Here is a 13,518-nt window from a genome sequence, read left to right on the forward strand (position 1 = left end):
GTGGATAACTTTTTTTATATTGTGGATATCTTTAAGAGAGGTGATATACATGGGAAGTACATTTGAAAGAAATCATAAAGTTGCATATGGAGAAACTAGTAAGAACGGAGAAGTTTTTGTTAGTGAAATTGTAAACTATATGGTAGAAACATCTATTAATCATGGAGAAAGTTTAGGAATAGGTGTTGATTATCAAAAAAATAAAGGGGAAGCATGGATATTATATAGATGGGATATAACATTTAATGAGATGCCTAGATTTTATGAAGATTTAAAGGTTACAACTGAATGTATGGGTACCAATAAATTTTATGCTTATAGAAAATTTAATATATACAGAAATGAACAATGCTTAATAGATGCTAAAAGTCAGTGGGTATATTTAGACTTTAATAAAAGAAAAGTGAAGAGAATTACAGAAAAAGATATTGAAAAGTTTGATGTTAAAGGAAAGGAAACTTTATCTTTTGACAAGTTATTAAAAGAAAAAGAAGAGATAACATCAAGATTATTTACAGTAAGATATAGAGATATAGATATGAATGAACATGTTAATAATACTAAATATGTTTGTTGGGCAATAGAGTCTATTGATCATGAATTTCTTATCAATCATAAAATAAAAAATTTAAAAGTAATATATAAAAAAGAAACTACATATAAAGATGTTGTAACATCTAAGGTATATTATACAGAAGAAGATAATGTTTTATTACATAAAATATATTCTAGTGAAGGAGTAGAATTAGCAGTTTTACAAAGTACATGGGATGTACGTTAAAATTGTGAAATGGAAAATAAGCTGTCACTGCGTGACAGCTTATTTTTTATTTATAAATCATCAACTAAAACAGCTGCTTTTGCATATGCTGTAGATTTTGCTTCAAAGAAATCTGTTTTTACAGAATTAGCATTAGATAGATGGTCTACCCATGGTGCTGGATTTGTTTCTATATTATATACTGGATCAAGACCAATTCCTTTTAATCTCAAGTCGCCAAGATATTTAATATATTGATCTATTAACTTTTCATTAATTCCTTGAATATTATTTCCTATAACATATTTTCCCCATTCTATTTCATTTTCAACACCTGTTTTAAGCATTTCAACTAATTCATTTTTTAAATCTTCATCAAAAAGCTCAGGTTCTTCTATCTTTAGCTCATTTATTATGTTTCTAAATAGCCATAAGTGTGTATTTTCATCTCTATTTATATAACGGATTTCTTGAGATGAACCAGACATTTTTCCATTACGTTCAAGGTTATAGAAGAACATAAATCCAGAATAAAAATAGATTCCTTCTAATATATAATTAGCCATGATAGTTCTAATTAAATTTTTATGAGTTGGTTCATCTAAGAATCTATTATATTGATCACCGATAAACTTATTTCTATTTAATAGTATAGGGTCATCTTTCCATTGGTATAAAATTTCGTTTCTTTTTTCAGGCGAACAAATAGTATCTAACATATAAGAATAACTTTGAGAATGAATAGCTTCTTGGTAAGCTTGTATAGTTAAGCATAAATTTACTTCAGAAGCAGTTATATAGTTACTTATGTTTCCTAAGTTTGCTGTTTGAATACTATCTAAGAAGATTAAAAAAGATAGTATTTTATCATATGCAGTTCTTTCGCTATCTGAAAGAGTTTGATATTGTTTTAAGTCAGCAGCTAAATTGATTTCTTCTGGAATCCAGAAATTATTCATCGCTTGTCTATACCAGTCTGATACCCAAGTATATTTCATATTATTAAAATCGTTCAAGTTTGTTGTGTTACCGTTAATCATTCTTTTTTTTGCAGTTTCTGTATCGCCTTGTTCATTAAATAAAGGTCTTCTGTTTAATGTTGACATAATAACATCTCTCCTCATATTAATTTTAAGCAGAACAACTTTCACATTCTTCAACTTCTAATGATTTAGAACGTACATAATAGATACTCTTTATTCCACTTTTACATGCTTCAATATATAAGTTCATAATTTGTCTCATAGTATATTTTGTTGTTATATAAAGATTAAAAGATTGACCTTGGTCTATATGACGTTGGCGAATTCCGTTTGCTTTTATTGACCAAATTTGGCTAACATCATAAGCTGATGTATAGTACCAGAAGGTATCTTCATTAAGATTTGGAGCAGTTTTAGGAATTATAGATCCTTTCTTTTCTTCTAAGAAAAATCTATTCATTATAGGATCAATTCCTTCAGAAGTACCAGCTATAGTTGCTGTTGAACCATTTGGAGCTACTGCTAGTAAATATCCATTTCTTATACCGTACTTAGAAACTTCTTCTTTTAATGCTGTCCATCTCTCATCGTTATAATCTCTTAATTCAAAATATTTTCCTGTATTCCAATCAGAACCTTCGAAATAAGGATACGCTCCTTTTTCCTTAGCAATTTTTAAACTTGCTGATATTGCAAAGTAATTAATATCTTCATATACTTTATCAACAAAGTTTAAATGTTTATTACCTTGCCATGATATAGAGTTATTAGCTAACATATGATGATATCCAGATGTACCTAATCCAACAGATCTATATCTTTTATTAGTAATCTCTGCAAATGGTACTGAATAGTAGTTAAGGTCAATGACATTATCCATAGCTCTTATTTGAGTTTCTACGACATATTCAAGTTCAGATTTATTTGTTACGTCAATATTTCCAAGAACTAATGAAGATAAGTTACAAACAACAAAATCACCAGATTTAGTTTTTTCTACAACGATAGTATCTCCATTATCATCTACAATTTCATGCTGTTCTATTTCCATACCACTCATATTTTGCATTATTTCTGTACAAAGATTTGATGAGTAAATCATTCCTTTATGTTTATTAGGATTCATTTTATTTACTGTATCGCGGTAGAAAGTAAATGGTGTTCCTGTCTCCGCCGCAGATTTAATAATAAGCCTTACTATATCTTTTACAGACATTTCTCTTTTTTCTATCCTAGAATCATTTACGCAATCATAATAACGCTCTTCCCATTCTTCACCATAGAAATCACATAGGTCATATCCTTTTACTGTACGAATTTCATGTGGACACATCATATACCAAGTTGCATCGATATCTTTTTCGGCAAGTTTCCAGAATAAATCAGGATAACATAAACCAGGGAATACATCATGAGCTTTTTTTCTATCGTCACCGTTATTTGTTCTAAGTTGAAGAAATTCAGGTAAATCTTTATGCCAAGCATCTAGCCATACAGCAACAGATCCATTTCTTACTCCTAATTGGTCTACTGCTATAGCAGTATCATTAAATAGTTTTACCCAAGGAATAACTCCGCCAGAAGCTCCCTTAAAACCTCTTATACTAGAACCTAAAGCTCTAACTTTACCAAAGTATATTCCCATTCCACCACCAAATTTTGAAACTTTAGCAAAGTTATCTAAACTTTTATATATTCCCGCTAGAGAATCATCAACAGTATCTATAAAACAAGAAGAAAGTTGATAAAATGGCTTTCTTGCATTAGACATTGTTGGAGTAGCCATGGTAGCTTTAAGAGAACTTAAAACATCATAAAATCTCTTAGCCCAAAATAAACGATTTTCTTTCTTTTCTGGTAATGCTAAATGAAGAGCTATTCCCATAAACATTTGTTGTGGAAGTTCTAATAAGGTATTATCGTAATCTCTTATTAGATATCTACTTGCAAGAAGAGATATACCACTGTATGTAAATAAGAAGTCTCTTTCAGGTTTAAGTTCTAACTCTAACTCTTTGATGTCTTCTTTTGAATAATTATCTAAAATATATTTACCATATAGACCCTTGTTAGTTAGTTCAACAATTAAGTCATATAAGTCGCTGTAAGGTTCATTGATATTTCTAACTTTTTTAATAGATTCATATAAGTCATAAATATATAATTTTGCTGATGCATATTGCCAAAGAGGGAAATCTTCAGAAGTCATTTCTAATGAAGATTGGATTAGTGCATTAGTTATTTCTTTATCTGTCATAGATGGTCTTAATATAAGTTCAAGAGCAGATAATAATTTTTCTTCAGTGTAATCAGCATTGATATTTTTTATTTCTGAAGTAGCAAATTTACAAAGTTCAGTTAAGTTCATTAAGTGTATACCTCCCGTAATAGCATATATTGTACATGATAAATTAAAACACACAACATATTGTACGTATATTATAAAGATAATAATTGTTAATAGACAAACATAATTAGTTAAGATTATTGTAATTATGCTTTAATTATCATGAGAATAGTCTATTTTATAAAAATTCTCTTAAAAATATCAAAGCATTAATAGTATTAAAAATAACATCTATATATATTTATAAAAAAATATATTTTTTAGAGTATAATATATAATGAAGAACATAGATTAAGAAAATGGAGAAAATTAAGTATGAAAATTTTAATGTTTGATACAGAGACAACAGGGTTAAGACCAGGTCAGATATGTCAGCTTAGTTACATTGTCATAGATAACTCAACAAAGCCATATAAGGTATATGGTAAAAACTTTTTCTTTTCTGTAGATTACATGGAAGAAAGTGCAGAACAAATACATGGATTTTCAAAAGAACTTTTAGAAGAATTATCAGGTGGAATGACTTTTGAAGAAAGCTATCATGAATTTATTGAAGATTTTATGACTAGTGATATTATTTCAGGTCATAATGTAATGTTTGATATTAAGTTTATAAAAGAGGAATTTAGGAGAGTTGGAATAGAATTTACTCCTAATTTAGAGTTCTGTACAATGAAATATTATAAAAATATATGTAATATTATTTCAAGACAAGGAGATATAAAGAATCCTAAGTTATCAGAATTAATGGATTTTTTAGATATATCAGAGGAAGATATTGAAAAGACAACAATGAAATTGTTTGGAGATACAAGATCATTTCATGATGCTAGATTTGATACAACTGCCGTTTATATGTCATTAGTAGATGGAATTAGAAAGGGATATATACCACCTAAGTATTTTTCATCTATGTGTAAATAGAAAGTAAAACTGTTTCACTAGAGAGTGGGACAGTTTTTTTGTTTAGTATTAAAAAAGATTTAATTATTTTTACATCACAAATTTTATTATATTGCTAATAGAATACAAAATAAATAATGGAAAAATATACGAACATATTTTAACTTTATGGAATAAATGTTCAAAAAAATAACCTAAAATATTAAATATATGATATAGTAATATATGTGGTAATTGATTAAGAAATCAGTACCATATATGACATCTAGTTTGAAAGATTTAAAATTAAATTCTAATTTGATTTGTGTCAAATCGAACATTAGGATTACACATAATTTAGTTCATAAAACAAAAATGAAAGTGAGGAATTGTGATGTCAGCGTTTGTTGTATTAGGATCTCAATGGGGAGATGAAGGAAAAGGAAAAATGACTGATTATCTTGCAGAAGGTGCAGATGTTGTTGTTAGATATCAAGGTGGTAATAACGCAGGTCATACTGTTGTTGTAGGAGATAAAAAATATAAACTACATTTAATACCATCAGGAATTTTATATAACGATAAGTTAAATGTAATAGGTAATGGTGTTGTATTAGATCCAGAGAGTATTTTAGGAGAAATAGATTATTTAATAGGTGAAGGGGTAGAAGTTACACCTGAAAAATTAGTTATATCAGATAGAGCTCATGTTATAATGCCATATCATAAGATATTAGATGGTGCAAGTGAGAAATTCAGAGGCGATAATAAAATAGGTACAACTAAAAAAGGAATAGGTCCTTGTTATACTGATAAAGCAGAAAGATGTGGTATAAGAGTATGTGATCTTATAGATAATGAAGTTTTTGCTGAAAAGTTAAAGTATAACGTTGAGATAAAAAATGCAATATTAACTAAAGTATATGGATTAGATCCTGTAAGTTATGATGAAATTTTAGAAAAATATACAGCATTAGCTGATAGAATAAGACCATTTGTAAGAGATACTTCTGTTATAGTTTATAATGAGATGAAAAACAAAAAGGTTTTATTTGAAGGAGCACAAGGAAACTTATTAGATATTGATTATGGAACTTATCCATATGTTACATCATCTAATACAACTGCTGGTGGAGTATCAGCAGGTGCTGGTATCGGACCAACATTTATCGATGGTGCAGTTGGAATAGCTAAAGCATATACAACAAGAGTTGGAGAAGGTCCATTCCCAACAGAATTATTAGATGAATTAGGAGAGACTATCAGACAAAAAGGTTTTGAATACGGAACTACTACTGGTAGACCAAGAAGATGTGGTTGGCTTGATGCTGTTATATTAAAACAAGCAGTTAGAGTATCAGGATTAACTTCATTTGCAGTAACTAAGATTGATACTTTAGCAGGTATTGAAAAGTTAAAGATATGTGTTGGATATAAGTTAGATGGAAAAGTTATAGACTATCATCCAGCATCATTAAAAGATTTAGCTAAATGTGAACCAATATATGAAGAATTTGATGGATGGGATGAATCAATTGAAGATGCAAGAAGTTACGAAGAAATCCCTGAAACAGCTAAAATATACCTAAAGAAAATAGAAGAGTACACAGGTGCTAGAATTTCTATCGTTTCTGTAGGTCCAAAGAGAGATCAAACTATAAAAATAGGAAAACTATAAGAATTGAAAAGGCTATGACATAATAAAGATTTATTGTGTTATAGCCTTTATTTTGATAAAGTATTAAAGCAGCTTTTAGTAAGGAATAGCAAAATTAGAGAACAGATAGTGTCAGTGCATAGTGAAAGAAGAAATTTCTTAAATTATAATTGTTTAGTTTTCTTAAGTTAATTGTATTTGATATCGAAACTTATAAAGAGGGCTAAAGAAGGTTAAACCTTAATATAGATTTGTGAATTGAATTAATTATTTTTATTATTGTTATATTATATAATAAAAGGTATTATACTAATGTATATATCCGACTATTATGATATAATATAAACAATTTAAGATAAGAAAGAGGGTAATGTTAATGATCAATAAAGATATGACAATTGGAGAAATTATAAGACTTAAGCCTGAAGCTGCTGAAGTTTTAATGAACTTTGGATTTGGATGCGTAGGATGTCCTGCATCTCAAATGGAAACATTAGAACAAGGTGCTCAAGTGCATGGAGTAGACGTAGACGTTTTAGTAGAAGCATTAAATAAATAATTGGTAAAAAAACCTACATATATAATATGTAGGTTTTTTAAAATTTTGATGCGTTAAGTCCGGCAACGTAACCAGAACTCCATGACCATTGAAGATTAAATCCTCCACAATCACCATCAACGTCTAATAATTCACCAGAGAAAAATAAATTTTTTATTTTTTTGGATTCTAATGTTTCATCATTTACCTCATTAGTATTAATACCACCAGCAGTTACTTGAGCATTAGTAAATGTATAGTAGCCAGTCACAGGAAAATTCCAAGTTTTTAAGTTATTTAAAATTGTAGTACGTTCTTGCCAGGTTAATTCATAACAAGGTTTATGAATATTATCAACATTGCATGCCTTTAAGAATATAGGAAGTAATTTTTTATTTATTACACCAATAAAATTATCAAAAACAGATCTATATGAGAATAATCCATATCTATTTTCAAGGAAATCTTTAAGATCATTTTTATCAAGATTTTCAAAGAAATCTAAAGAAATAGAAACAGTTTTATTTTTGGCTAATGCAAAATTTGCAATTCTAGAAATTTGGAATATTGGTGGACCAGATATACCATAATCGGTAAATAATAATTCACCAGATTCTGTTTTTATTTTTTTGTCATTAACATAGATAGTTACAGAACCTAAAATTTTAACACCACTTAGACCTTTTAAATTAGGAAAGTCTAATTTTAATTGTACTAGTGATGGTTGTAATGGTGTTATTGAATGTCCAAGCTTCTTACAGATATCATATCCAGAACCATCAGAACCTGTTTTAGGATATGTTTTTCCGCCAGTAGCCATAATTAACTTATTACAAGTAAAATCTTCGATTTCTCCAGAACAGTGGATGTTAAAGATAGAATCTTTTTTTGATATACTTTTTACTTTACTATTATAGTGGATGGGTATATCAAGATCTTCTAATGTAAGTTTTAAGATATCTACCACAGAAGAAGCTTGTAGTGATAAGGGAAAAAATTTATTTCCTTCTCCATCAGGATTAAATATAGGAAGACCTAAAGAGAAAAATAAATCTTTTGTAAAATCTAATCCGTATTTATTTATAATTTTATTAGGAAAACCAGTATTTTCGCTATGATATCTATCTATAGCAATTTCTTTATTAGTTATATTACATCTACCGTTGCCAGTAGTTAATATTTTTTTACCAATTCTATCAGTGCTTTCTATTAGTGCAACGTTTTTTCCACTATTTTTGGCAGTTATAGCAGCAATAATACCAGAAGCGCCAGCGCCGATTACTAGAATATCATAATGCATAAAATCTCCTCCATTCTAGTTAATATAATAAACTATTTTTTATAAATATTAAACGTTATTAATTAGGGGAATACTAAAAGCCTATTAATATAGAAGATAAAACTATATAATGGTAATAGGGATAAAATTACAATTGTGGGGTGATAGAATGTTCAAAATTTATGCGGTATCAGATTCTATTGGAGAAACAGCAGGTCAGGTAGCACATGCCGCAGCAAGTCAGTTTTCTTCAGAAATAGAAATTGAAAGAGTTCCTTATATAAAGACTAATAAGGATGTAAATGACTTTATAGATAGAATTAAAGATGAAAAGTGTATAGTAATATCGACAGTTGTTTTAGTAGAGATAAGAGAATATTTAGTACAAAGGTGTACAGACTTTGGAATTTTTATAATAAATATTTTAGGACCATGTATAGCTACTGTATCTAGAATGATTAATGAGATACCAGAGAATAAACCGGGAGCTGTATGGGATATGGATGAAGAATATAATAAGAGAATTGAAGCTATGGAGTTTGCCATGAGATATGATGATTCGAGAGATAATTCAGGTATAAAATTTGCAGATGTAGTACTTATAGGGCTATCTAGAACTTCCAAAACGCCTTTATGTATGTATCTAGCCAATAAGGGTATAAAAGCTTTAAATGTACCATTAATGCCTGAAATAGGGGTTCCAGATGAGTTAAGTAAGATTGATAAAAAGAAAATAATAGGATTAACAATAAATCCAATGCAACTTATAGATATAAGAAAACATAGACTGGATAAATTTGCTAACTTATCTTCAGAAGTTCAATATGCAAATGCAGAAAGAGTGTTAGAAGAGTTAGAATTTGCAGATAATATTATGAAAAAGATAGGATGTAGAACTATTGATGTTACAACTAGAGCGATAGAAGATACTGCATTAATAATTATGGATCAATTAGGAATAAATAATAGAAAGTAACATAACAGGGTACAAGTATGAAGGTGCAAGGCACAGGTGTAAATTCACAGTATTTTATATATAACTATCACAAGGGGCTAATGAATGCTGTGCCTTCATGTAGCTTGGACTAGGAACCCATAATTAATGAAAAACAACACTTAAGTATAATAGTTTTATATATGAACTAAATACATCAACTGTGCACTGAATAGTGCCATAATAAAATGAGGTCTCATTAACAACCTTTTATTTATTGATGAGATACCTCCTCTAAATCTGTAAAATGATTTTAGTATTTTTTTTTGTAAAGTAGAGAAAGTTTTTGTAGATAAATTATAGTGAAATAGAAAATAGAATAAAAAAAGATTCGGAATTTATTCTTATAAAAGCAAAAATAGTAGTAATAATTTTTTTTTGTGTGATAATAATAATATATATAATGGCAATATAACCTTGGCAGCATATTGAAGTAAAATAAAGAAAATAAGAGATAAAGAGACATTACAAAATAATACAATGGTATTTAAAAAGATTTAAAACATAACTAATAATCTAAATTTAAAAAAAAATTAAAAATTATGTTGACACAATTAATTATTCATTGTATTATATATCTTGTCGGCGCGGTAAGCAGTGCTGAAACGAAGAAATATGGTAAGTAAATATGGCCCGTTGGTCAAGCGGTCAAGACACCACCCTTTCACGGTGGTAACAGGGGTTCGATTCCCCTACGGGTCACCATTGTATGGGAGCATAGCTCAGCTGGGAGAGCATCTGCCTTACAAGCAGAGGGTCACAGGTTCGAGCCCTGTTGTTCCCACCATACATGGCTCAGTAGCTCAGTTGGTTAGAGTGCCAGCCTGTCACGCTGGAAGTCGAGGGTTCGAGCCCCTTCTGAGTCGCCATATTTCCGGCCCGTTGGTCAAGCGGTCAAGACACCACCCTTTCACGGTGGTAACAGGGGTTCGATTCCCCTACGGGTCACCATTATGGGAGCATAGCTCAGCTGGGAGAGCATCTGCCTTACAAGCAGAGGGTCACAGGTTCGAGCCCTGTTGTTCCCACCATATTTGGCTCAGTAGCTCAGTTGGTTAGAGTGCCAGCCTGTCACGCTGGAAGTCGAGGGTTCGAGCCCCTTCTGAGTCGCCATTGTCCGCTGGCATGGCTCAATTGGTAGAGCAGCTGACTTGTAATCAGCAGGTTACGGGTTCAAGTCCTGTTGCCAGCACCAAAAAAATCTTGAGAATTTTCTCAAGATTTTTTTTATGTAAAAATAAAAACTTATAGATATTTCTATAAGTTTTTTCGGTTTAAGTTTAATTTTATTCTTAAGTCATCTCCATAGAACTTAAATAGTTTAAAATCGCCCATTAATCGTGAAGTAATTCTACTAGAATAAGATGTAGATATTTCTGATAATGATAAATTTGTATTGATTAACATTTTGCTTTTTGATAAAAGTTTTTTATTTATAAGATTAAATAGTTCTGTTGTTATAAATTCATTAGAACCTTCTGAACCTAAATCATCTATAATTAATAAGTCACAATTAAAAATAAGATCGTATAAGTTATTATCTTTATTAAAGCGTATATCTCTTAAATCTTCTATTAAATCTGAAGCTGTTCTATAGACAACAAGAAAACCTTTATCTAATAATTCTTTTGCTATACATTGTGACATAAAGCTTTTTCCAGTACCAGGACGACCGTAAAAAAGAAGATTATCATTGGTAGTCTCAAAGTTATTTATATAAAGTCCTACTTTCTCTAAAATATCTTGCATATTACTTTGAGGGCTTCTTTTTGAATCACCAGTAGATTTATTAGAAAAATACTGTAATTTAAAGTTTTTAAAGTTGCCATCAGATAATAGAGATTTTATATTAGAATTTTCATAGTAAAGTTTAGTTAAATGCTTCTTGAAACATTTGCATCTAGTAGTTTTGATAAAACCAGTATCTTTACAAAGAGGACAATTATATTTCTCTTCTAAGAAATCTGCAGGATATCCGTTGGCTACTAATAATTCATACTTTTTTTCACGAAGAGTTAGAATTTTTTCTTTTATTTTATTTATTTCATTAATTTTATTTTTATCATTACTTATAGTAAGATTTACTAAAGAAATTGAGAGATTAGAAATCTCTTTTTCATATTGAGCATAAGTTGGAATTGTTGAGTGAATTAATTTTTTTCGTTCACGTAATTCACGAGCATTTTTTTCTTGTAATTGTGTGTAAATTTTATATACTTCTCCAGTAAATTTATTAATCATTATCATCCCATCCTAATAATTTTTTCTCTAAATCATCATAGTCATAATCATGCGATTCAAAGTTAAAGAATTTAGATGTTGGCTTATCATATCTTTGTTTATTAACCTTTTTTGCAGGTGCCTTTGCATCTATATCTTTAAGTGAGTGTAAATTTTCTTTATTCCAGTTAGTTAATATAGCATCTATGTATTTATAATCAGCCTTATTTATATTTTTGAAACAAATGTCACATGCTTTAAATATAACATCTAGTGGCATGTTATATTTAAATAGCCATTTATCAAACATATCTTCTTGAGGTTTCATAACTTCGCCTTCAGAAACTCCTAAATATTTAAGGATTTTTCTTATAGAGGACCATTTATCTTCGCTCTTCTTTATATATTCTTGAACTTTTTCAGCAGAATTTATTTCTTGGTTCTTCCATGAAATAGCTACCTTTTCTATATATCTCCAATCTGTCTTTTTTTTGCTTACGCAATATTGAATTAGAAGTAAGATCATTTCAGGAGAAAATCCAAAAGATTTTTGCCAAGAAAGATAATTTTGCATTTCAGCAGATGAAAGAGGTCTACCAAGAAGTGTTTCAATATCTTCTAACATTCCTCTAGTAGAATCAGATTTCATTTCTGAAAGTAAATTTACTTCTTTTGTTGTTATGTTATTTTTGTCTAAATCTACAAATTCAATTTCGAAGTTATCAAAGTTATCTATTTTTATTTTATTTATTACACCTTCGTCATGCCAATATTGCCAAGCATTCATTACATCAGATTCTAAAAGATGTAGAGAAGATGCTAAAAGTGAGGAATTTATTCCCAATTCCCCAGAATGATATAATCTTAGTCCCATTATATAAACTTTAATAAATTCTCCACGAGCCATAGGCATATATTTATCAATAAATGTATTTGATAATGGCGTGAAAGAAGGTGTTTTTCTAGTAAATTTAAAAGTTGACATTAAATCCGTTCCTTTCAGTAATCATCATAGTTTAATTATAACAAAAATATTGTGGAATAAAAAAAAATATTTGGGCAATAGTATTAAAATGTGAAAGGAGTGCTAACTATTAGTATGAATAAAAAAGTAAAAATTATTAGTTTAGTTTCTTGCATAATTTTAATATCAGTAGTATTGCTTAGAGGAATGAAAATCGTATATGGGGAAGACCGTATGAAGCATGGGGTATTAGTGAATATAGACGGTATCGATAGAATAGTATTTGAAAATAAAGAAGATATAGATACATATTTAAATAAAGTTAAAGAAATATATAGTGAAAGACATAATGACTTAACAAATATTGATATTAGGAGTAATATTGTATGTAAAGAAGGAGAATTTCTTTTATCAGAATTCAGTACTCCTAAAGATTATGCAAAATATACGATGGATACTAAAGAGAATATAGTACAGATTTATTCAGAATCGAAAAGTTATGGATTAGAAGGAGAAGAAGTACTATTTCCTACAAGAGGAGTAATAACATCTTCTTTCGGAAGTAGGAGTGATCCGTTTAGTGGAAATGAGTCTTTCCACAAGGGGATAGATATTGGAGCACCAATGAACTCATCTATATATAGCCCTGTTGAAGGAAAAGTTATATTGAGTGGATGGGTAAGTGGATATGGTAATACTTTAATAATATCTACTGGTGATATGGAAGTATTATTTGGTCATTGTAATGAATTACTTTTAAAGTGTGGAGATACTGTTTGCATAGGACAGGAAATCGCTAGAGTTGGTAGTACTGGAAATTCTACAGGTCCACATTTACATTTAGAAGTAAAAGAAAATGGAAATGTAATAAGTCCTAGTGACTTATTAAAATAA

The 13,518-nt window shown here is 29.3% G+C and carries 11 protein-coding genes and 7 tRNA genes; 13 read left to right on the forward strand and 5 right to left on the reverse strand.

Translation table 11 applies throughout. The annotated features are described in order from the left end of the window. The first annotated feature begins 49 nt into the window (after positions 1 to 49). Entirely contained in the window at positions 50 to 781 is a 732-nt protein-coding gene (locus KQI30_RS05170) for an acyl-[acyl-carrier-protein] thioesterase (RefSeq protein WP_216462178.1), read from the forward strand. Positions 782 to 831: 50 nt separating this feature from the next. Here the strand turns inward: KQI30_RS05170 and KQI30_RS05175 are convergent, their stop codons facing one another. Continuing rightward, positions 832 to 1,866, reverse strand: a complete 1,035-nt coding sequence (locus KQI30_RS05175) for a ribonucleotide-diphosphate reductase subunit beta (RefSeq protein WP_216462179.1) — start codon at positions 1,864 to 1,866, stop codon at positions 832 to 834. Positions 1,867 to 1,891: 25 nt separating this feature from the next. Beyond that, positions 1,892 to 4,111, reverse strand: a complete 2,220-nt coding sequence (locus KQI30_RS05180; RefSeq protein WP_216462180.1) for a ribonucleoside-diphosphate reductase subunit alpha — start codon at positions 4,109 to 4,111, stop codon at positions 1,892 to 1,894. A 294-nt stretch (positions 4,112 to 4,405) separates the two neighbouring features. On the opposite strand from KQI30_RS05180, the gene KQI30_RS05185 reads away from it, so the two are divergent. The 3 genes from KQI30_RS05185 to KQI30_RS05195 all read left to right on the forward strand — a co-directional run bounded on the left by KQI30_RS05185 (position 4,406) and on the right by KQI30_RS05195 (position 7,188). Further along, positions 4,406 to 5,014 carry a 3'-5' exonuclease gene (locus KQI30_RS05185; protein WP_216462181.1) on the forward strand — a complete coding sequence of 203 codons (609 nt, stop codon included), beginning with the start codon at positions 4,406 to 4,408 and terminating at the stop codon, positions 5,012 to 5,014. A 352-nt stretch (positions 5,015 to 5,366) separates the two neighbouring features. Then, positions 5,367 to 6,650 (forward strand): adenylosuccinate synthase, encoded by a 1,284-nt coding sequence (locus tag KQI30_RS05190; protein WP_216462182.1) that lies wholly within the window; start codon positions 5,367 to 5,369, stop codon positions 6,648 to 6,650. Between the two features lie 355 nt (positions 6,651 to 7,005). Next, positions 7,006 to 7,188: a DUF1858 domain-containing protein gene (locus KQI30_RS05195; protein ID WP_216462184.1), complete on the forward strand. Its 183-nt coding sequence runs from the start codon at positions 7,006 to 7,008 to the stop codon at positions 7,186 to 7,188. 37 nt (positions 7,189 to 7,225) lie between these two features. Here KQI30_RS05195 and KQI30_RS05200 read toward each other — a convergent pair whose 3' ends face one another. Continuing rightward, on the reverse strand, positions 7,226 to 8,467 hold the full coding sequence (locus KQI30_RS05200; protein ID WP_216462185.1) for an NAD(P)/FAD-dependent oxidoreductase: 1,242 nt from the start codon (positions 8,465 to 8,467) through the stop codon (positions 7,226 to 7,228). A 148-nt stretch (positions 8,468 to 8,615) separates the two neighbouring features. Between KQI30_RS05200 and KQI30_RS05205 the strand changes: the two genes are divergently transcribed. From KQI30_RS05205 to KQI30_RS05240, 8 genes are all read left to right on the forward strand, one after another. Continuing rightward, entirely contained in the window at positions 8,616 to 9,422 is an 807-nt protein-coding gene (locus tag KQI30_RS05205) for a pyruvate, water dikinase regulatory protein (RefSeq protein WP_216462187.1), read from the forward strand. A gap of 648 nt (positions 9,423 to 10,070) precedes the next feature. Then, positions 10,071 to 10,145 (forward strand) — tRNA-Glu (locus tag KQI30_RS05210). Between the two features lie 6 nt (positions 10,146 to 10,151). Further along, positions 10,152 to 10,227 (forward strand) — tRNA-Val (locus tag KQI30_RS05215). Positions 10,228 to 10,232: 5 nt separating this feature from the next. Beyond that, positions 10,233 to 10,309 (forward strand) — tRNA-Asp (locus KQI30_RS05220). A 7-nt stretch (positions 10,310 to 10,316) separates the two neighbouring features. Then, positions 10,317 to 10,391: transfer RNA gene (locus KQI30_RS05225), tRNA-Glu, on the forward strand. A 4-nt stretch (positions 10,392 to 10,395) separates the two neighbouring features. Next, positions 10,396 to 10,471, forward strand: a tRNA-Val gene (locus tag KQI30_RS05230). 5 nt (positions 10,472 to 10,476) lie between these two features. Continuing rightward, a tRNA-Asp gene (locus KQI30_RS05235) sits at positions 10,477 to 10,553 on the forward strand. A 6-nt stretch (positions 10,554 to 10,559) separates the two neighbouring features. Continuing rightward, positions 10,560 to 10,635, forward strand: a tRNA-Thr gene (locus KQI30_RS05240). A 62-nt stretch (positions 10,636 to 10,697) separates the two neighbouring features. Here KQI30_RS05240 and KQI30_RS05245 read toward each other — a convergent pair. Then, positions 10,698 to 11,681, reverse strand: a complete 984-nt coding sequence (locus KQI30_RS05245) for an ATP-binding protein (RefSeq protein ID WP_216462189.1) — start codon at positions 11,679 to 11,681, stop codon at positions 10,698 to 10,700. Next, on the reverse strand, positions 11,674 to 12,645 hold the full coding sequence (locus KQI30_RS05250) for a DnaD domain protein (protein ID WP_216462190.1): 972 nt from the start codon (positions 12,643 to 12,645) through the stop codon (positions 11,674 to 11,676). The genes KQI30_RS05245 and KQI30_RS05250 overlap by 8 nt, the downstream gene beginning before the upstream one ends. Before the next feature lie 114 nt (positions 12,646 to 12,759). Between KQI30_RS05250 and KQI30_RS05255 the strand changes: the two genes are divergently transcribed. After that, positions 12,760 to 13,518 (forward strand): M23 family metallopeptidase, encoded by a 759-nt coding sequence (locus KQI30_RS05255; protein ID WP_216462191.1) that lies wholly within the window; start codon positions 12,760 to 12,762, stop codon positions 13,516 to 13,518.

Origin of the sequence: Clostridium bornimense (assembly GCF_018917145.1) — a bacterium.
GTDB lineage: Bacteria > Bacillota > Clostridia > Clostridiales > Clostridiaceae > Clostridium_AN > Clostridium_AN bornimense_A.

Excerpts from the sequence above, each read along its gene's own strand:
- KQI30_RS05250 (WP_216462190.1), bottom strand. The coding sequence starts at position 12,645 with ATGTCAACTTTTAAATTTACTAGAAAAACACCTTCTTTCACGCCATTA.
- KQI30_RS05180 (WP_216462180.1), bottom strand. The coding sequence starts at position 4,111 with ATGAACTTAACTGAACTTTGTAAATTTGCTACTTCAGAAATAAAAAAT.
- KQI30_RS05245 (WP_216462189.1), bottom strand. The coding sequence starts at position 11,681 with ATGATTAATAAATTTACTGGAGAAGTATATAAAATTTACACACAATTA.
- KQI30_RS05190 (WP_216462182.1), top strand. The coding sequence starts at position 5,367 with ATGTCAGCGTTTGTTGTATTAGGATCTCAATGGGGAGATGAAGGAAAA.
- KQI30_RS05170 (WP_216462178.1), top strand. The coding sequence starts at position 50 with ATGGGAAGTACATTTGAAAGAAATCATAAAGTTGCATATGGAGAAACT.
- KQI30_RS05185 (WP_216462181.1), top strand. The coding sequence starts at position 4,406 with ATGAAAATTTTAATGTTTGATACAGAGACAACAGGGTTAAGACCAGGT.
- KQI30_RS05175 (WP_216462179.1), bottom strand. The coding sequence starts at position 1,866 with ATGTCAACATTAAACAGAAGACCTTTATTTAATGAACAAGGCGATACA.
- KQI30_RS05195 (WP_216462184.1), top strand. The coding sequence starts at position 7,006 with ATGATCAATAAAGATATGACAATTGGAGAAATTATAAGACTTAAGCCT.
- KQI30_RS05205 (WP_216462187.1), top strand. The coding sequence starts at position 8,616 with ATGTTCAAAATTTATGCGGTATCAGATTCTATTGGAGAAACAGCAGGT.
- KQI30_RS05200 (WP_216462185.1), bottom strand. The coding sequence starts at position 8,467 with ATGCATTATGATATTCTAGTAATCGGCGCTGGCGCTTCTGGTATTATT.
- KQI30_RS05255 (WP_216462191.1), top strand. The coding sequence starts at position 12,760 with ATGAATAAAAAAGTAAAAATTATTAGTTTAGTTTCTTGCATAATTTTA.